11 protein-coding genes are annotated in these 20,129 nt (G+C 37.8%); 9 read left to right on the top strand and 2 right to left on the bottom strand.

Annotated elements, in window-relative coordinates; all coding sequences use genetic code 11:
* Positions 1 to 3 precede the first annotated feature (3 nt).
* The 6 genes from H5159_RS15630 (at position 4) to H5159_RS15605 (ending at position 11,458) form a co-directional block, all read left to right on the top strand.
* Complete coding sequence (locus H5159_RS15630) at positions 4 to 3,279, top strand: DEAD/DEAH box helicase (protein WP_182780600.1); 3,276 nt, start codon at positions 4 to 6, stop codon at positions 3,277 to 3,279.
* Positions 3,276 to 4,778, top strand: coding sequence for a hypothetical protein (locus tag H5159_RS15625; RefSeq protein ID WP_182780599.1), 1,503 nt, complete (start codon positions 3,276 to 3,278; stop codon positions 4,776 to 4,778). The genes H5159_RS15630 and H5159_RS15625 overlap by 4 nt, the downstream gene beginning before the upstream one ends.
* The gene (locus H5159_RS15620; protein ID WP_182780598.1) at positions 4,778 to 7,198 is read left to right on the top strand and encodes an AAA family ATPase; all 2,421 of its coding nucleotides are present in this window, start codon (positions 4,778 to 4,780) and stop codon (positions 7,196 to 7,198) included. The genes H5159_RS15625 and H5159_RS15620 overlap by 1 nt, the downstream gene beginning before the upstream one ends.
* Positions 7,198 to 9,039 carry a DUF2357 domain-containing protein gene (locus tag H5159_RS15615; RefSeq protein WP_182780597.1) on the top strand — a complete coding sequence of 614 codons (1,842 nt, stop codon included), beginning with the start codon at positions 7,198 to 7,200 and terminating at the stop codon, positions 9,037 to 9,039. Before H5159_RS15620 ends, H5159_RS15615 begins: the two co-directional genes overlap by 1 nt.
* 282 nt (positions 9,040 to 9,321) lie before the next feature.
* Positions 9,322 to 10,296, top strand: a complete 975-nt coding sequence (locus tag H5159_RS15610) for a YafY family protein (RefSeq protein WP_259399120.1) — start codon at positions 9,322 to 9,324, stop codon at positions 10,294 to 10,296.
* A 73-nt stretch (positions 10,297 to 10,369) separates the two neighbouring features.
* A complete protein-coding gene (locus tag H5159_RS15605) occupies positions 10,370 to 11,458 on the top strand; it encodes a cell division protein FtsZ (RefSeq protein ID WP_182780596.1) in 1,089 nt (362 codons plus the stop codon).
* Positions 11,459 to 11,500: 42 nt separating this feature from the next.
* Here the strand turns inward: H5159_RS15605 and H5159_RS15600 are convergent, their stop codons facing one another.
* Together H5159_RS15600 and H5159_RS15595 are read right to left on the bottom strand one after the other, a co-directional pair.
* Positions 11,501 to 13,063 (bottom strand): tyrosine-type recombinase/integrase, encoded by a 1,563-nt coding sequence (locus H5159_RS15600; protein ID WP_182780595.1) that lies wholly within the window; start codon positions 13,061 to 13,063, stop codon positions 11,501 to 11,503.
* Between the two features lie 121 nt (positions 13,064 to 13,184).
* A complete protein-coding gene (locus tag H5159_RS15595; RefSeq protein ID WP_182780594.1) occupies positions 13,185 to 14,858 on the bottom strand; it encodes a hypothetical protein in 1,674 nt (557 codons plus the stop codon).
* Between the two features lie 260 nt (positions 14,859 to 15,118).
* On the opposite strand from H5159_RS15595, the gene H5159_RS15590 reads away from it, so the two are divergent.
* The 3 genes from H5159_RS15590 to H5159_RS15580 all read left to right on the top strand — a co-directional run bounded on the left by H5159_RS15590 (position 15,119) and on the right by H5159_RS15580 (position 19,618).
* Entirely contained in the window at positions 15,119 to 15,367 is a 249-nt protein-coding gene (locus tag H5159_RS15590; RefSeq protein ID WP_182733150.1) for a YfhL family 4Fe-4S dicluster ferredoxin, read from the top strand.
* Between the two features lie 214 nt (positions 15,368 to 15,581).
* On the top strand, positions 15,582 to 16,280 hold the full coding sequence (locus tag H5159_RS15585; protein ID WP_182716765.1) for a metallophosphoesterase: 699 nt from the start codon (positions 15,582 to 15,584) through the stop codon (positions 16,278 to 16,280).
* A gap of 416 nt (positions 16,281 to 16,696) precedes the next feature.
* A complete protein-coding gene (locus H5159_RS15580) occupies positions 16,697 to 19,618 on the top strand; it encodes a TonB-dependent receptor (protein WP_182780593.1) in 2,922 nt (973 codons plus the stop codon).
* The last annotated feature ends 511 nt before the right edge of the window (positions 19,619 to 20,129 follow it).

Raw genomic sequence — 20,129 nt, 5'->3', positions numbered from 1 at the left:
CTGATGAATACACAAGATCTAAAACATTTAACTCAAGAAAAGATTATTGAAGTTGCTATAGAGGGGGCTATTTCGGCGCTTGATTGTGAACAAGATATCTCTTTTCACATTATCCATGACGAGCTGTTTATTAAGCAAAATGACCTTTTGGCACAGGTTACTAACGCTGAAGTATTTGATAGCTATGGTGACATTGAGCACTTTATTTGGATACCGATTTCTAAACAAGAAAATAAGGTGCTTATTCAAGCAATCCCCTGCTTACCAAATAATTTAGATTTTCATGAGCTGCAAGTTTCTGTAGATGAAAACATTATTGAGCAAGTTGCTAAACTCGCAAAGCTAAAAAACAAAGACATTGATAGCGTTACAGAGTGGCTAAAAAGCGAGCTTGTACTCCAAGTTAATAACCAATCGAAAGTGTTAACTGCGATCAGTAGTGCAAGCATTGCTGAAAAGAGAGGGTTAACGATTGTAGGTAAAACTAGCTTGCTTGAAGTGCAATATACTCCAGATCAAAGGATGTGGGCGAAATCGGTTAAGAAATTGCGCCGTAAAGTGAAGTTCGATTTGAGTTCTATAGATTGTGAATTATCGTTTGTTGACTATACCGCAGTTGCTCGAATCAATGATCCATTGATTAAACAAAAACTTGAGGAGTTAAACCGAGATAATTCAACATACATAAACTTATGGAACCAATATAACCAAAAGGTTAAAGAAAAAGCGGTGGAACTAGCCAATAATGCTGGCTTTGTTCGATATATCAAAATCGATAAAGAAGACTCAGTTGATGGTGTGAAATGGAATTTTTACTTTCAAGAAAAAGATATTGAAAAAGTTAAACAGCTTGCCGCTATTTTAAGAGAAGAGCCTAACCATACGTTAGAGATAAACAAGCGCTTGCCTAGCTGGTTAGAGAATAATATTGGTGATATAGGGCTGGAAAAGGATGAAAATGTAGAGAGTATTGCTGCTCAATTTTCGGGGCACACTAATCAGTACATAACACTCAACTTAAACTCTTACGGAAAGCCTGAAGAAAAAGGAGTTATTTATTTGTCGATTAGTGGCTCAATTGTGCAGATGCAACGACGGGAGCAAGCAAGAGATTCTATTACAGGCTTTTTGAATCCAATGAAGGACCTACGTCTGTTAATTGAAGATCAAGACTTTAGTATTTCTAGGCAAAAACAAGCCAAAAATAAATTGAAACCGTTAACCGCTGCTGCGAGAAGGTCATTTAAAGGTAAGCCAACGGCAAAGCAGATAGAAGCATTAGATGTTGCTTTAAATACACCTGATATTGCGTTAATTCTCGGCCCTCCAGGTACGGGAAAAACCCAAGTTATTAGTGCGCTACAAAATAGGTTGGCAGAAGAGCATAAAAGCAATTTAACGGGACAAATACTGCTTACTAGCTATCAAAATGATGCAGTGGATAATGTCATCGCTAGATCCGAGGCGTTTGGTATTCCGGCTATTAGAGCGGATGACAATACTCGCGCCCCTTATCTATTAGAGCAGTGGAGCCAGAAACAAACAAGCAATTTAACTGAAGTTGCGAATGAGTTAGCTCAAAATGAAGGCAGTTATAAAATTATAAAAAATATTCGAAAGGATATAGCGACTATTTTAGCTTCTCGTGTAGATAAAAAACAAAAAAACGAGCGGATAAAAAGTCTTCTTGAGGATATTGATAATCTTAGGATAAACCACGGTTTTGATATACCCCAGTCTCTGAAAGCAAAACTTGAGCAACAGTTTGTCACTCAAGCCGATGAAAAAAAAGCAACCTCTAGCCCATTGTTACTAAGCCAAGTGAGAGGGTTACGAACGACTGAGCGAGCGTATGACGATGATGGCTATGAACAGTCTTTTAAGTGTCTATCCGCTTTACGCAGAATGGGGCGATATGAAGAAGAAGTAGAAATTCTCGAAGAAATTATAGAAAAGCTGACTCTCAGTGCTGAAGACTTTGAAAAACTCAGAGAAATCAAAAATAAGTTACTCGATGATTTAATTCCCGATTACCGACCTAAGTCGTTACAAGTTGAGCTTTCAAAAGATGAAATATCAACGCTCCATCAATTGAATGAAGTTATCGCTAAGCATGCAATGAATTGTGCAGCGGGAATACCTGATGTTATCGAGGAATATTTAGACTTAATCAAGTATCAACCGAATTACCTTGCAAAAAGTGTTAGAGATTACACAACGTCAATCGGTGCATCATGTCAACGCTCTGCGGGTCAGCAGGTTGTAAAGTATAAAGAGCAAATTAATGCTTCTTTAGATGAAGTTGGTGGAGACGTTACCTTCGATACGGTCATCGTGGATGAAGCAGCTAGAGCAAACCCACTTGATTTGTTTATTCCAATGTCTTTGGCAGCGAAGCGAATCGTATTGGTAGGAGATCATTTTCAGCTACCGCAAATGTTAGAACCCGAGATTGAAAAAGAAATGATTGAAGCAGGTGACTTGCAACAAGAGACTGCTAAAGCAATCAAAATGAGTCTTTTCGAGCGATTATATAAGCAATTAAAGGCTCGTCAAGCCAAAGACGGAGTTCAACGAACTGTGATGTTGGATACTCAATTTAGGATGCATCCAGATATCGGTGGGTTTGTTAGTCGCTCGTTTTATGAAGCTGAGGGGGAGCCAAAACTTGAAGCAGGCTTAAGCGAAGGTGATTTCGATCTCGGCATTGCTAAGTATAAAGATAAAGTAGCCGAGTGGATTGACCTGCCATTACTGTCTGGCAAAGAACAGCGTTCAGGGACTAGTTGGCAACGCGATTGTGAAGCACAAAAAGTTGTTAGTGAAGTGCAAGAGCTGTTTGCAGAGAATCCTAATTTAAGTGTGGGTGTCATTACCTTCTTTGCCGCACAGCGAGAGTTAATTTTAAATAAGCTTGCCCAAGTAGGTATTTGCCAAAAATCAAAAGATGGTTGGGAGTATCTACCTGGCTTTAAAACTACTAAAGAAGGAGAAGAAAAAATTCGAGTTGGCTCTGTTGATGCTTTCCAAGGAAAAGAGTTTGATGTGGTGATTCTATCAACGGTTCGCTCAAATGATTTTTCGGCATCAGATGAGAATGCATACCGAAAAAAATATGGCTTCATTCGTACACCAAACCGTTTAAACGTGGCGTTTAGTCGAGCGAAGAGCTTGATTAAAGTTGTTGGTGATAAATCGATGTTTTCTGGTGAGGCAGCCGAAAAAGCTATTCCACAAGTGTGGGCATTTATTCACGAACTCTGTGAGGTCAAGTCATGATTATACATAGAGATATTCAAGATGTTTGCTACTTAAAAAGTAGGCAAACTAAAAAAACGTATTACGAAAGTCAAAAAGATATTTTTTGGCCGTTTTATTTATGGCGTGTTGCTGCACCTAAAAGTAAGCCGAGTTTGAATATTTTTCAGACGTTGGTATTGAAGCTTATATTAGCTGGGTGTCGTGATAACGAAAAACTATGTAGATATAGCAATTTAGATAAAGAGCTTATCAGACACATTTTAGCTGAGTTAACTAATGAAGATTACCTTGATAGTTGGAGTCTTACAGAAAAGGCCAATAAGCTATTTTTAGGTGTAGAAGAGTCTACAAACGAGAAAACAAGCTATTACATACTTCAAGATGCGACAACGGGAAAGTTGATGCCGAGAGTACTTCCGACATTATCGCATATAGAAGGTATGGATTTTAATGAGCGCTTTCCTCAATTTGTTCGAAGTAAAGGCTCAGGAAAGCTAGTAAAGCCTTTGTTAATAAATAATACTGTTCAGCCGGAAGCGCCAACGTCAGACCAAATGAGCACTAGCTTAAGAGCCTATCGCAGAGTATTGAACCAGTTAAAGCAAGCTGATTTTTATATATCTGACGATGCGTTAGAAGTTACCTACTCAATTGAGTTTATTGAGCCTGAACCTATTGCAGCGTTTATCCACACTAAGCTATTTTCAACAATTTCTGGTGAGCGCTCGTGGTATTTATCTGATCCCACAGGGTTAACGGAAACTCTTCCTGAGCTAAATGATTGTGCAGAACAGTTGTTAGAATCAAATCGGCACTTTGCTTCTAGAGTAGATGAGGTGATGGGTATCGCTGAAGATAAACATACGCTCAATTACAAGCAACAAGAACAGCTATTTGAGGAACAAGCAAAAGTAGAGTTGTTATCTAACTATCCCTGGGTTCAAGAATATTCACTGATAGAAAAGCATGTCTTAGCAGCACTGCGATTTAAAAACCAGGCTGAACAATTTCAAACACCTAGGCCAGAGATCTTGGAAGGATTGTTGAGCGAGTTGCAAAAAATCATCGAAGCTTGGTTAAAAACCTTAATGAGGCCTAATGAAGCTAATAATAACTGGGAAGTCTTAGTTATGCGGTGGAACGGTAATAGACCTGTTTTTCAGCATGACAAAAGACTGATTGAGCAAATTTACTCAGGCGTTAGTGGAGTTAGTGTCTATACCGCGAAAAGGTTAGCAACCGTCAGAGGGGGCAATGTTCAGTCAGCAATGACAAGGGGTAATCAATCATTAAAGCCTATGCTAGCCGCGATGTTATTAACGTTTCCCAGAGTTGTAGAGCAGTTATCAATGCAACTGCCTAACTGGTTAGACAATGCAATTAGGCTTGCTGATGACAGAAATCAAAAAGCCAGTCATGCCAGTGGCGAAGTTTTAACAAAAGAAGAGGCTATAAATCACCTCAATTCAGTAGATGAATTATTAAAAGTTTTAGAAAGAATTTTAGGAAGTAAATAATGGCAAAACGAAACAAAGCACGGAAGCAGCCTGTAGCTGCAAATGCAACAAATCCATCAAATTCAGCAGCGGATAAAATAGATAGTGCATTAGCTGCTGTAGATAACCTAACAGAAAGTGATAACGGTACAATTCTTGGCGCTATGGCTGAAAAGCTCAAGCTAGCAAAAACGTCACATGATGCAGCGAGTGAAGAGCAAAAAAAAGAAGCATCAGAATCTTATGGCAACGACATTCAAACTTTGGTTGGCGAACTAAAAAAGCTAGTAGAGCAAAACAAGAAAACTGAAGCGGATAATAAACAAAGTTTATTAAGGTCAAAGCAATTAGAAGAGTCGGTAGAAGAACTTAAAAAGAAAATCGAGTTAGAAAAAAAAGAATTAGATAAGCAATCTAAAGAGCTTTTAACGAACAAAAAGAAGAATGCAGAAGATAGGGCTGAAATTGCCAACAAGCTCGAAGAGCTAAAAGAGCAAGAACTAGATGCTGAGAGTGGTTTTGCGGCTAAGCACATGGAAATGCTTGAATCGTTTGAAGAGAAGCAAAATAAGCTTCGCGAATCATTGGAAGAGAAAAGGTTAAAACTAGAAAAAGAAGTTGATGAGCTTACTAAAGCCAAACAATCGTTGAATGAAGCAGAAAAAGTCTTGCTCGAAGAAAAGCTACAAGAATTATCTTGTAAAGAAGCAAAATTAGACGAAAAAGAGTTTCAATTAAATCAAGAAAAAACATTAATTGAGAGAAAGCGTAAGCAAGCACAATTAACTAATGACGAAGCGAGTATTTATAAAGCTTCACTAAAAGGTGAAATCGAACAAGAATTTATTTATCAAATATCTTCACTGGAAAATCAGAAAGAAAACCTCGAAAAGCAAATTGCTCAATATGACCTGGGTGAAAAGCAGTTACTCGCAAAGTTGAGCTCATTTAAAGATATAGAGAGACAATTTGGTGACGATACTCCGCAAGAGGTTTTAGAGCAACTTAATCATTACAAACAAACTGTAAATAAGCTTCTCTTAGAGTTAGATGAGAAGCCTAGTGAACAGCTTGAACAAAATTATAAAGTGCTAAAAAAGACCTACGAAGCATTAGAGCAAGAATGCAATAATGCTCATGCAGAGCTACAGCAAAATAAAGTGCAGCTTACGAAAAGTAGAATGTCTGTTATCGACTTAGAACAGGTTGAGAAACAAAAACAAGCTTTATTGAAGCATAACCAGCTATTGCAAACTTACGTTGATCAGTTAAGTGAAGATGTTGATGATTTAATTAATAAGCAACAAGCTAAAGCCGCATTCCCAGCTCTATTAGAACTTGATAGCAGACTAAGAGCAAAAGGGATAACAGAGACTGTTCCTTCATTAACAGACTTTGCTAAAGACCTTCAACATCGTATTGCTTGGGACGCTGATGAACAGAAAGAATTGTACTATCGCCTTGAAGATATTTGGCTATTCATTGCTGGCCTTTCTATGAGCCGTTTACATATCCTACAAGGGATTAGCGGCACAGGTAAAACAAGCTTAGCAAAAGCATTTGCAAGAGCAGTTGGTGGAGGTGTGAAAACCATATCTGTTCAAGCTGGCTGGCGTGATAAAGGAGATTTAATCGGTCATTTTAATGCGTTCGAGAAGAAGTTTTACGAGCAAGAAACTTTGCAAGCTTTATATGAAGCACAATCTCCGGCATACAGTGATCGTCCATACATCGTTTTACTGGATGAAATGAATCTTTCAAGACCTGAACAGTATTTTGCTGAGTTTTTATCAGCTTTAGAGTTAGACCCCAAAGACCGAATTCTTACGTTAATGACAACAGGACAGCCTAATGGGCCAGAAAAGTTAATTGATGGGAGAAAAATTAAAATACCTGAAAACCTCTGGTTTATTGGTACAGCTAACCATGATGAAACAACCTTTGAGTTCGCCGATAAAACTTATGACCGTGCCCATGTAATGGAGCTACCTAGGCATAAGAATACGTTTGAAATCAACAAAGATCTTGAGCCAGTTACTTACAGTTTTGATTCACTAGAGGCAGCCTTTGAAGCGGCAGCTAACAAACATAACTCTAAAGTCACTAAGCTTATAAAAGAACTAGATGGCTCTGAGCTGTCAATGATATTAGAGGAAGAATTCAATGTTAGTTGGGGCAATCGACTAGAGCGGCATTTTGTTAGATTTATACCTGTCATGCTTGAGTGTGGCAGTGATTTGGGGTTCGCCTTAGATCATATGTTAGCAACTAAGGTGTTAAGAGCTGGTAAGGCGACTGGCCGTTATGACACTGAGCATGAAGACATTTCAAACCTTATTGATGCATTAAACGACTTTTGGCGTACTCAAGGTTTTAATTCCAAACCTGAAGCGTGCTTGAAACTCTTAAATAATGAATTGAAGAAAAAGAGTAGTCTTTGATGATTACTTGGTATGACAGATTTAACGGGAAGTTAGTAAAACAGCTTCCTGAAAATATTACGTCTGGAAGATATGCGGCTCAGGATTCGTGCATTTTTAATGGATATTCAAATATCCAGCCAGATGATTTTCTTATTAGTGATGGAACTGAAAAGTTTCACATTGGCTCTCAGGTAGGCTCATTTATTCATAATGAAAAGACGGAAAAGCTTGAGACTGAATTAGAAATTATCGAAAGTGCAATACTCGCATACCAAGAAGCGGTTGACTTGGGGAGAGATAGCTCTTTTCTCATACCAGATAAATTACTTGCTCGCTTTGAATTAACTAAATTTGAGGAATTACTAGTTGATGTCCTAAAAAAAGGACATCTCCAAGAAATTGCCAGACGGCCTAGAATGGAGTTAATTTATAAAGAGCACCTTGTTCCTGTATCCAGAGCTAAAAAAGTAGCTAGTTCTGCCAATGCTCACCTGGCTTCTCATTCAGAATGTTGGCAAACCAGAACACTAACAGGTGTGATCCCCAAACAAATTCTCGCTTTAGAAAGTGAAGATCAGCTCAATATCTATGAAAATCGAGTGTATGTGAAACTGCTGGGTAAAATTGAGCAATATTTAATTAAGCGCATTTTAGAAGTTAAAAAATTGGAAGAAATATTTAAGCAAGCAGTGAATTTCCAGAGTGCCAAAGATATATATTTTGAGTTGAGAGACAGTATATTTACCTTGTGGGGGGAAGGTTTTTCCGATAATGAACAAGTGGATGATGCCGCAGTATACGGTATAGCAACACTTGAAATCCTAACCATGATGTTAAAAAGAGTGAGAATATTACAACATTCAGGCTTGTATCTTTCTTTGGCCAACAAGGTTCATGTATCACTTAAATTAAATATGACAAACGTTTTGTCACATGACCAGCATTATCGTCATGTAGCAAGGTTATGGAACAGTTGGTTGGATACTCAGCAATCTAATAACCTCGACCCTAAGCAAATTTTTCAACGAAATAAGAAGCTTTCCGCTGCATATTCGCAGTATTGTTGTGACTTAGTGAATCGAACGCTGCATGAACTTGGTTTTAATGAATTGACACCAAATTACTTTAAAAGAAATGAAAATCAGACCATCTACCTTGAGGTAACAGCTGCCTCTGAAATTGTGTTAAAAGCATCTAAACAAAGTTTGTGCTTTGTTCCATGCTTCACTAACAATATTGACCTATCAGACACTGTGGCGATGGAAAGCAACCAAAGGGTATTGCTTTCTTTTGGTGATGTTGCAGAAATGAGTGAACATCATCTTTGTACTTCGCCAATTAATTTTTATTCATTAGAACAGCTAGCTATATTGATTTCGAAGTGGTTAGTCAGGCAAGCATTTCAAGCTCTTGGGAGCACCATATCTAAAGCTCCGTCAGCACTCGTGCAAATGTTAATTAGAACGAATGCAGATGGCTATTGGAAGGTTGAAAATAATAGCGTCACCATAATAAAACCATGTCTAGCTATTAAACCTAAACTATTAGAATTTAAGAAGGAACACAGTAGAGATGTTTCATTAGATCAAGCAGTTGGTGCTATTGTTGAGGCTACCGAAAGATTCGAAGAGCTATTGTATTGCCCTTGTTGCGGTGTAAAAGCTGATGCAAACCAATGGCTCCCTAGAGATGACAACTGCTTTGCTATTAGAAAGTCTGGATGTAACCATAAGTGGGAAGTTAACCGTCAACCAGATGGGACTAGTGTATTAGTGATAAAACCAGCTAAATTATCAGAGCCTGACTTCTCATATAAGTTTGAAGATTATGGTCGATACCTAATGCAGATTAAATTATGATAATTCAATAGATATGATTTTGACTTTGAAAAACTTCCAAACAAAGAAAAAATAATGTGTTTAAGTTAGCTGGAAATAATTATGGCCGTTTTTGTGAATAATGCATTTATCTTTGCTGCCACCTTTAATTACAGGTTAGATGATAGTAAATCAAAATTCTATTCTGTCATAAATATTATGATGTAGTTGAAGTGCTGTTGAAAATGTTTCGTATGATCCCCACAAGTGGCAACTAAACCCTGTTATATTTTAAATCAAATGTGGGGTGAGGCTTTTGAGATAATGTTAATTCAACGCTATAACTTAATTTTAGATTGTATTCCGCTGGCGCCACAGCGTACTTCAGTTTGCGACTTGAGAGTCAAGCTTGTAGATCGCGGCTTTGAAATTTCAACCCGTATGCTGCAGCGCGATCTTCAATTACTTTACGAGCAGGGTTGCTTCGGTCTTGAAAAAGACATGCGGAGTAAACCGTATGGATGGTCTATTAATTCGCAGTGGCGGGGTGGTAACTTAAAAATAATGAGCAGTGAAGTCGCTGAGCATTATTTGTTGTTGGAGCAGTTACTACCGCAATCTGTACCGAGTGATGTTAAACAGTCGGTACATACTAAAGCAGAGCAGGCGCTTAAGCGTTTTACTGGCCGTGTACCTAATTGGCTTTCAACCCTGCCTAAACCATCCTTAAAAGTGAATATTGATACTCAGCTAATTGCGCAAATTGAGCATGCGATTAAACATAAACGAGCAGTGAGTGCCGAGCTTTATAGGGTGCTTTACGATGAGGCACATTGGCTTAAGTTTGCTGAATTGAGTTTTTATAACTTAGTTGAGCAAGGTGGGATATTAATGGCGCAGTTCATGGTGGGAGAACTTCACGAAAAGTGCTACCAAATGCCGGTTTACCGCATTCGTAATGTACATATTCTGCAAAATACACGACGTGAACCAAGCACTGAGCAGTTAGAGTCGTTACGTAGTGCGATTAACAAAGGCATGTCGCAAGAAGCGATTGAGTTAATTGTAAAAGTACCCAAGCACTCGGCGGTTAATCAAGGCTTTATTGAACTTGGTGAGCTGACTGACAAGCAACAGATTGACGATAAAAACGTATTACTTACCTACCAGGCTATTGATACTGAACAACTAACCGATGAGCTATTTAAATGTGCTCACTGGCTTGAAGTCATACAACCTGAGCGCATTAGGAAAAGAATTACCACAAAGCTTAAAGCGGCTGCTAACATTTATAAATAACTCCAACTAGTTTAGGTGCGTCAAAAATTGACGCACCTATTTGTTATGCTCCTTTAAAAGTTAAGGAGTGGTTATGTTTCAATTAATTCAACAAAATGATGGTTTATCAATCGGTGTATTTGGTATTGGTGGGTGTGGCTGTAATACGCTGAATAGTATTTTTGAACAACGCGAGTCTGAGCAGGCGCACTTGTACAGTGTTAATACCGACAAAGTGGTACTTGAGCATACGCAAAGTGATGAAGCAGTACTAATAGGTGCAGAGCTCACTCATGGGTATGGTGCAGGGGCCTATCCCAAAGTTGGACTGCAAGCGGCAGAAGAGAGTAAAGAGCAGCTTTTAACGCTTATTAATGGCTGCGATATAATTCTGTGTGCAACAGGCTTGGGTGGTGGAACTGGGACTGGCGCTAGCCCTTACATTGCACAACTTGCTAGTGAGCAAGGTAAGCCCATTATATTTGTTGCTACATTGCCATTTAGTAGTGAAGGGCAGTTTAGAAGCAATATAGCTCAAGCCGGTTTAAATGAGCTTAAAGAGCATGCTAATGCGGTTATTACGCTCCCTAACGACCAACTAATAGAAGTCCTTGGTAACGATATTGGTTTATTTGATGCGTTTAAACACTCAAACCAAATACTCCACTCACTCATAAAATCATTAATCGATATGCTTTGCTTTCAAGGCTTAATAAACGTGGATTTAAACGATTTTGCTAAAATTATGGATTGCCAAGGTGATGCTGTACTGGGTGTTGGTAAATGTGATGAAGAAAGCGAGTTAACTGCTGCGCTTGGTAGTGCACTTAATAATCCGCTTGTTAATCAGGTTGATATGTCATCAAGTACTGGTGTGATAATACAAGTAAATTGTAAGGAAGAAATTTCACTAGGCAGTTACAACCTCATTACCGATACAGTGCGTCAGCAGGTAAGTCCAAATGCTTTGGTTATTTGTGGTGTGTCAAAAATAGAAAGCTTAGCGACCAATTATGAGCTACTCATTATAGCTACGGGTGCTAGTACCAAAATGATACTCGATGACACTAAAAGTGAGTCAAGTTCTAAAGTAGTCGCTACTAAGCCAAAACCATCTGATATTTTTGATATCCCCGCTTTTATACGTAACCAATCTGCACCACCGAGTAAAAGCTCTTTATAGGTTTTGTAAGTAAATACAAAACTGTATAGCTATATGTAAATGCTACTCTAGTATTTTTAAAGGGCGACCCTTCTTAAGCTTTTGGGCTTGCTGGGTTATATTACTCCAGAAAGTGGAATAAGCACTTACTGTGCTTTTGACTTTGACGATAAATTTATTTGAATAATCAAACTTTAAAAATGATTTTTTAGCCGTTTTCTTTGTTAACTTATTTTGCTTTTTAACTTCGTTAAGGATCTCCTTCTCAAATAGGGAAAAGTTTTTATAAAGTGCTTTAATATCAGTGTTATATATTTTATTCGAGTGGTCATAATGTTTACTCATCGGATCGTGCTCTGAAACAGAGTGATGAAGCATTTTTTTAGACTCAATCTCAGCAATTGTTGATGACCCAATTTTTTTAGTTAGCACTTCTTTCATATGTGATTTTAAGAAGCTGCGAAGTAGTGTTGGAAATGCTCCGGCTGAGCCTTTTATATTTATGTTATCTCGCGGGGCCGCCACCATGTTTTTTGGTGCATGATATTTAAGAGTTCGGTTTAAACTCTCTTTACTAATGGGTTTTGAGTTGTCTTTAACCTTGCAAAATAAGTAGGTGCGGTTTATGTCTGGGTTTAATTTTAACTCTTGCTGTATTGCTTTTTTCATCTCGGATGTGAGTTGTATTTTAAACTCTTTTTGGTTTTTCATTGCTCCGCGAGCAGTATGAGTTGTTTCAGGAAACGTTAAAAATTTAGGATTATCTAAATCATCTATATACGATAGGCGCAAGTTGCAAATATTTAGAGGCCTTAGCCCAGTAAACATCATCAGTAGTACCGCATTTATTAATGTATTATTTTTAGCTGTTTTTAGGTTTATGTATAGCTGAGAAATTAGAGATATATCAGTATATGCCTTACAAGGAATAGGCTTCGCCGTTCGAGAAGATATATAATTATTGTCTACCTCTAGGAATGGATTAGTGCCGTTATTATATTTATTTTTTGCGAACACCCACAGCTTTTTCATTTGCTCGAATAGCTTAGCCACATGCGGACCACTTTTCTCTGTTAGTAGTTGGTCAAGCGTTGCTTCTATTATCTCAGGCGTAATAGTTTGAAATAACGTATTTTTACCAAAGGCATTTTGAATTGCATTAAGGTAAGAGGTGTATGTTGTTACTGTGGTTTCAGCTAACTTGCTAGGGCTATGCTTATTAATTGACTGTAAGTTTTCTATTTGTTTACTCACTACAAATTCGAATGTGTAATCAGAGGTGTTCTTTTTGTATATTTCGGTCGCTCTTAATTTCGCTGCCGAAAAACTCATAACATTAGAATCACCAATCTTGATATTTTTTATGCCATGTTCTTTTTTAAAATGAGTAAAAAATTTAATAATGCCATCATGCTGGAATACAATTCTTATTTGATCTTTAAGCTGATACTTTGAAAGCCTCCTTCCTTTATCCTGCGCCAATATAATAGTCGCAAGACTGGCTAGCTCTTCAATTGACTCGTCATTATACGGTGGCTTATTCGCATTAAATTCAGCCATGCAAAGGTCACGACTTTTAATCGTGACCTCACATGGTTTTATTGAATTTAATACTGATGTTGCCATTAATACATAAGCCTTAAAAAGTTAAAATCATCAAATAACTGATGAGGTATCGCTCTAATAAGGCAATGATATGAAATTAATTTTTTTTACAAAAACTTTGGTAAGTCGAAATTAAACTTTTTTAATTATTTTTTGCTTTGGCCTCTTGGTCATTTAAATATCTCTCAACGACAGCTCTTCCCTCTGCTGTTAAGATCAAATCTTTTGCTACTCTACCCGTATCACCAAGTGGCTGATTAATGAAGTTTACATAACTGCCTTTGTGAACTAAGTGAGCTTTAATTCTATCTCTCAGGGCTTTCTTTTGGTTATTTTCTTCTAGGTTCTTAGCTTGTTTACTTTGCATACCCGTAAGTTTGAGTTGTTGGTTTTCGAGTTCCTTGGCTCTTTTTAAAATACTTGCTTCATGAATTTTGAATACATTAAATTTTAGCTTTGTTGAAGTGCCAAATAGCTCTTCAGATTTATCATAGTTTAAGCCGTTTGGATCGTCCTCTTTTCTGAGGTGATGAAGCGCGAGTCTGGTGAGTTCCTCTGCGTGTTTAAAATGATAGCCATTGGCAACCATAATCGCTTTTGCGTTGGATTTAAAAAAGCTTCGGCACATTGTGCAAAATGCACCTGCAGATCCTTTCATTACAATATTTCTTTTATCTCCTTTTACTGCATCAACAGGGGAGTAATCTTTGATGATTTTGTCCAACGACCTTTTAGCAAATGGTTTGTTAAGATCGCGAGGCTGAAGAAATATGTGATCAGGGTTACAGTTAGGGATCGCATTTTCCATCCAGGCTCTTTGCTCTAAAATAATGGCGCGCATGGCTTTGGTTAAGGGTAGCTTATATTCTTTTTGATTTTTCATTTCTCCACGAACCCCAACAACAGATGCCGGAAAGGTAATTAAGGTTGGGAAATCGATACTATTGAGCCACTCCCACTTCATTTGTGGAATGTTGATAGGGCGTATGCCTGTTAATATCATAAATCGAGCAGCATTTTTCTGATGCACATTAGGGGTTGATGCTAGGTTTATCCATAATTCAGCTATCGAATCTAAGTCAGTATAAACTTGGCAAGGTCTAGGGCTTTCTACGCGGTCAGATACGTAAAAGTCATCGATATCAGCTGCTGGGTTTTTACCTGAGTTAAATTTGTTCTTAGCAAATCGCCATACTCTTCTAATCTGTGCAAAAAGCTCGATTGCCTGGTTATTGGACTCTGTCTGGATAATTAAATCTACAATCTTTTCTAACTCTCCAGCTGAAAGAGACTGGAACGCACGCTTAAGTGGGAAATGATGCCTGAGCTTTTTTATTCTGCATTGATATGTTCTGAGCGATGAAGCTGCAAATTTGGTAGGTGCAGTGTTATGGCGCTCTATTAAGCTTTGTTCATAAGCATCAAACACAGTTTTAATATTATGATTATTTAAAATACCATATTTCATTTGCTCAGTAAGCTTACGTGCTTTTGCTATTGTTAATTCAGGTGCTTCACCTAACTTGGTATTAGCTATGCCAGATGATTTAGGGAATGCTGAGTAAAAAGAGACTGTTCCAGATTGGGTAAATATAAGACGAAGATTGTGTTGTGCCTCATATTTCGATAATCGCTTCGTATCTTGCTTCTTAACCTCTTGTTTTGATTTTTCTTTTCCCTCGAAAAAGATGATTTGAGAGGCCAAAATAACACAGCGATTTATGTGCTGCATAGAAAATGGCGATTTAAGTTGCTTCCATTCTAGTTTCGCTTTCGTGTATTGAGCTTTGGTAAGCGTTGACAGTGATTTTTTCACTTTGATTAAACCTATATAAATAAAGGCCTTGCGGCGATTTTTATTGATTAAGATCAACAAAGCAACAGAGAAAGATAGGCATAATTCGCGGCTGTAATTTACACCCAAAAATAAAAATTTGTGTTACTAATTTGTGTTACGATTTAATGAAAAATAGCGGTTTTTTATTAAACTAGAACTGCACAAAAGTTAGCCTTTACACACCTTTGTTTTTACTTATCTTTTTGTTTTATAATGATATTAATTTAAAAGGCTTAAAAATGGCTCTACTCATAAATAATAAATGCATTAACTGCGATATGTGTGACCCAGAATGCCCTAATGAGGCTATTTATATGGGCGCTAAAATATACCAAATAGATGCAAACAAATGTACAGAGTGTGTAGGGCATTATGATAAACCTACTTGCGTAAGTGTTTGCCCTATTGACTGCATAAAGCCCGATCCGAATAAGCGTGAAACTTTGGACGAACTAGCAGAAAAATTTGTGCGGGTAACTGGCAAATAACTCGTCAGGTATTTTGCTAAGCAGCTTTTAATTTAGGCTAAAAACACTACTTACATTAATTATTTAGGTTGTAGCTAAGGTCCTCTGTCATGCATTTTTAGTTTCAATCAAATCTTATTACCTTCATTAATTATCAACTATATTGTGTTACCTTAAGGCTTTATAAACTCAAGTATTAATCTAAGTTTTAGATTGCATTCTATAGGAGTCTATTTTGGATATAGGTATTAACGCTATTCAGGCTGTATCTTCAAAACAAGCCATATTTATTAATGATGAGTGCCGAGTATTTGTAATTGGCGATCTTGATGGTGATTTACCGGCCTTAAAAAACGCACTTAATAACGTAAATTTTAATCCTGAAAGAGATACTTTGTTTTGCCTAGGCGATTTTGTTGATCGCGGGGATAAAACATATGACTTATTTACATACTTACAAGCCATTAGGGCATGTATGATATTAGGTAATCATGAGCATTTAATGTTGGAATCATTATTAAGTAATGATATAGCGGCTTTTAAATTATGGACTGACAATGGTGGCAATTGGCACAAGTCGGTATCGAGTGAAAAGCTCAGTGTTATGTGCGATGAGTTACTAACTAAACCGCTTTCAATAGTACTAGAGTATCGTGGTTATACAATAGGGTTGTCTCATACATTTGCACAATCGTGGGATTGGGAAAATTACCCTGATGATAAATCGCTAATCGTGCAATCTTTGTTGTGGGATCGCGAAGTAGTTAAACAAAATAAGGTAGTTAAAAGTCATGGAGTCGACTTTTCAATACATGGACATAACTCAACTAAAGCGCCTTTTTGGGTTGGTGATAGTTATCATATAGATACAAATTATTATGGTGGAAAGCCGACATTACTCGAGCTTTCAGAGGTTATTGCTACGCTTGATTAACCAAGCGCTATTTAGCAATTATTACTTCTTTCAAATATCATCCGGCAGTTTTGCTTTTTAAAGTATAAACTGCTGACTACCACATCAAATTATCCCCTTCGTATTTTTGTATACACTTTATGATGATTTATGCATTGTAATTATTCATTAAGCTATTAAATACCACAAAGCCGCTCTTAGTTTGTTAATTGAGAGTGGTTTTGAAGTGTGGGTTGGATTTTAAGTTTCATTCAATAGGTATTAATACAGTTATATGAGACGTTTATTTAGTTTTAATATTGATGATTAACAAACGGTTAAGTTTGGCTGTGTAGAATTGGGAACAATTTTTGCCATTTCGTAAATAATTTACGTAAAAGGACTAACTTCTCGCTTTAGGTTTTATATAAGCAGATTTAAATGGAACAGCCTCTCACATGATAGTAGCAAGCATATACCCTTTCCCTTTTTCAACGTTTTGTAAGTCGTCACTTTATATATCAATTTTTTCTGCTTTGGGTTCTACGTGTGCTTTTGCAGCGCAAGAAAACTCGCAGCACGCAAAAGGTATGGAAGTAATAGAAGTACGTGGTATCCGTTCAAGTATGGCCGAAAACTTAGATGTAAAACGTATGTCGGGATCTGTAGTTGATGCCATTACCGCGGAAGACATTGGAAAGTTCCCTGATAAAAACGTTGCAGACTCACTTCAGCGTGTACCCGGTGTGGTAATTGAGCGTGACGGCGGGGAAGGTTCATCGGTTAGTATTCGTGGTTTATCGTCAGAACTTACCTTTACACAACTTAATGGTAATTTTATTGCGTCTTCCCCGGGGGAGCCTTCGCGTTCGTTTGATTATGCTTTGTTACCGTCTTCAATGATTGAAAGCGTAGAGGTTTATAAATCGCCAGAAGCACGCTTAGATGAAGGTGGGGTTGGTGGTACTGTATTAATGCATAGCCGAAAACCTCTGAGTATGGATGCAAACTCAGGTGTATTTAATGTAGAGAGTACTTACGCTGATGTTACAAAAGAGTACGAACCGCAGTTTACGGGTTTATATTCATGGAAAAATGACAACGAAAACTTTGGTGTATTAGTTGGCTATACCTATCAGGAACGGACAAACAGAACGCTTTCGGGCGGTACTGATGCTAATGTATGGCGCTATACTGGCACTGGGCAAGCAACAGATATACATGGTAATACAGTTGATAACAATAACGGTTGGGATACTATTAATGATGCAAACGGCAACAGTTACGATGGCGTTTGGTTTCCGCAAGTTGTTCGAGGTTCTGTTCTTAACGAAAAACGTGAGCGCGAAGGGATTCAATTTAGTTCCCAGTGGCGACCAACAAATCGTTTAGAGCTTGGCTTTAATTATTTTGGTTTTACACTTGGGCAAGACAGAACAGAATCTGTGATTGATATACCAGAGTGGTCTTTAAATCCTGATTTTTTGACGGATGTAAATCTTGATGAGTCGGGCACTATTGTTACTGGTATGCAATACGATGCAATGGCAAGTGGTGTCGAAAATGATATGCAATTTCCGTGGATGCGTGGCAGCTACGTACGTGAGGAATCTACCTCCGATACCTTTGATTTTAATTTAACCTATGAAGGTGATAATTTTAAAGCGCGCTTTGTAATTGGTAATACACAATCAGAGGGCGGCCCAGAAGAAAGCTGGGAAGCGGCGTATAAAAGTTCTAACGCGGGCGAAAACGCAGCCACTATTCAAAACGCAGCTCAAACGGCTGGCTGGTCGCTCAATCAAAATAATGTGTCACTTAATATCGACCCTAATACATTAGTTAATTTACAAAATGGAGTTGGAGGCGGTCGTGATGCGGGCTCTTCAAACTCAAGCTTTGTACGCAGTGAGCTAGAAGAAGATTACTACCAAGCTGATGTGGATTTTTATGTAGATTGGGGCTTTTTAAAAACAATTAGAACCGGTGTTAAGTACCGCAACTCAATTCTTCACCGTGAAACCGGCAACACCTTCTTTTTAGATCCAAATTTTGATATTGCTGCAGGGGAAGCAAGTGAACAAGGTATTACCCGTTTTGATAGCTACCAATGGAATGGTGGAATGCCATTAGCTCAAAATGTATTTACTAGTGAGAATAATATTGCAGGTGGTTTTGATATAAACCAAATGCCAAGTATCGACTGGAATAAATACCGCGATATGGTCACTGCTAGTTATGTACCTTATACGCGCATTGAAGATAATTTTGTTTACGATATAGAAGAAAAAATATCGGCTTTTTATATACAAGGTGATTTTGAATTTAGTGAAGTCAGAGGTAATTTGGGTGTGCGTGTTGTGCAAACAAAAACACTTACTTCATCTACTGACTTATATACCTACCAATTAGATCACACAAATGATGAAACAGGTGAGCCAGTAACAGGTGACGCTCGTTTTGTAGAAGACTATCAATTAGTCACTCAGCAAAACAAAGACACTCAGGTTTTGCCAAGCTTTAATATAGCGTGGGATGCAACCGACGATTTAGTTATTCGTGGGGCAATAGCTAAAGTAATATCTCGTTCTGACTATAGTGATTTAGGTGCGCAGCAGCGCATTACCTATGTATCAGGTGAATGGGCAGAAGATAGAGCCGCATTTAACGAGCTTCCTGGTTTTAGCGGTAGTGGCGGAAATAAAAACTTGAAACCATTTGAATCAGTTCAAGCTGATTTATCTATTGAGTATTATTATGGCGAAGGTTCTGCTGTTGGGTTGGCACTTTTTCATAAAAAAGTAGATAACTTTGTTGTGCCACTGGTGATCGACGTAGAGCAAAACTTTGCTGGTAAAAATAATATAGTGGATGCAGGGACTATTAATATAGCCCCTTACAGCACTGTAGGTAATGGCACCGATGCAGTATCAAAAGGCGCGGAAGTATTTATTCAGCATGCCTTTGATAGTGGTTTTGGCTTTTACGCAAATTACACCTATAACAAAACCAATAAAGCAGATGTAACAATTAATGGTGAAGAATTTGGTCAGTCGGCCTTAATAGGTAGTGCAAAGTATCAGTACAACACCTCTGTTTATTATGAAGGAGATTATTTTAATGTACGTGCTTCTTATAATAAGCGCGGCGAAACAGTACTGGGTTTAAATAGCGGATTAAATGTATACCAAGACCCTTACGAGCAACTCGATGTAAATGCATCTGTAAATTTATACGACGGGCTTAGCTTTACCGCAGCGGTTATTAATTTAACTAAATCTGAATCAGTAACGCGTTTAGGAAATGACACCGATGCGCGATTACTCAATACTAGCTACTCAGGTCGTCGTTTTTACGCGGGCTTTAACTATAGCTTTTAGCTAAATGACTTAATAGCAGGTCTGTAGACAGTTTTTTTTTGATAGCGCAGGCCATAACAAACACTTTAATAAGCGTTAAATGTTAATAAAATGCTGGTTATGTTGTGTTTTTAATGCGTTTAGCTTAAATTCTCAGCGAACAGTGCTTTATTTAAAGTTTTGTCAATAAAACGCTTGCGTAAAAATCTGTTCTCCCTATAATGCGACCCCACTGAGACGGGATATGGCGACGCGCAGCGGACAACGCATAGCGAGGCACGAACTACTCACAGAGTTAAATAAAACTTCGGTTTTAAATTGTCGAAAGAAAGTTTAAAACAAAGTGTTGACTCGAAAAATAAAGGGTGTATTATTCGCATCCCTTGAGACGCTAAAGCGACTCAAAGCGTTCTTTAACAATATAAAGCAATCATCTGTGTGGGCACTCGTACAGATTGAGTTCTAACAGCCAAGCTACTTCGTTCTTTATTGAGCAAGTAACGAGGCAAACAAATTAGAGTCTCAATTGAAA

The sequence above is a fragment of the Pseudoalteromonas sp. SG43-1 genome, from assembly GCF_014164415.1.
GTDB classification, from domain to species: Bacteria; Pseudomonadota; Gammaproteobacteria; order Enterobacterales; family Alteromonadaceae; genus Pseudoalteromonas; species Pseudoalteromonas distincta.
Note: the sequence above shows the minus strand (reverse complement) of the source record. Positions and strands in the feature narration are given on the sequence as shown.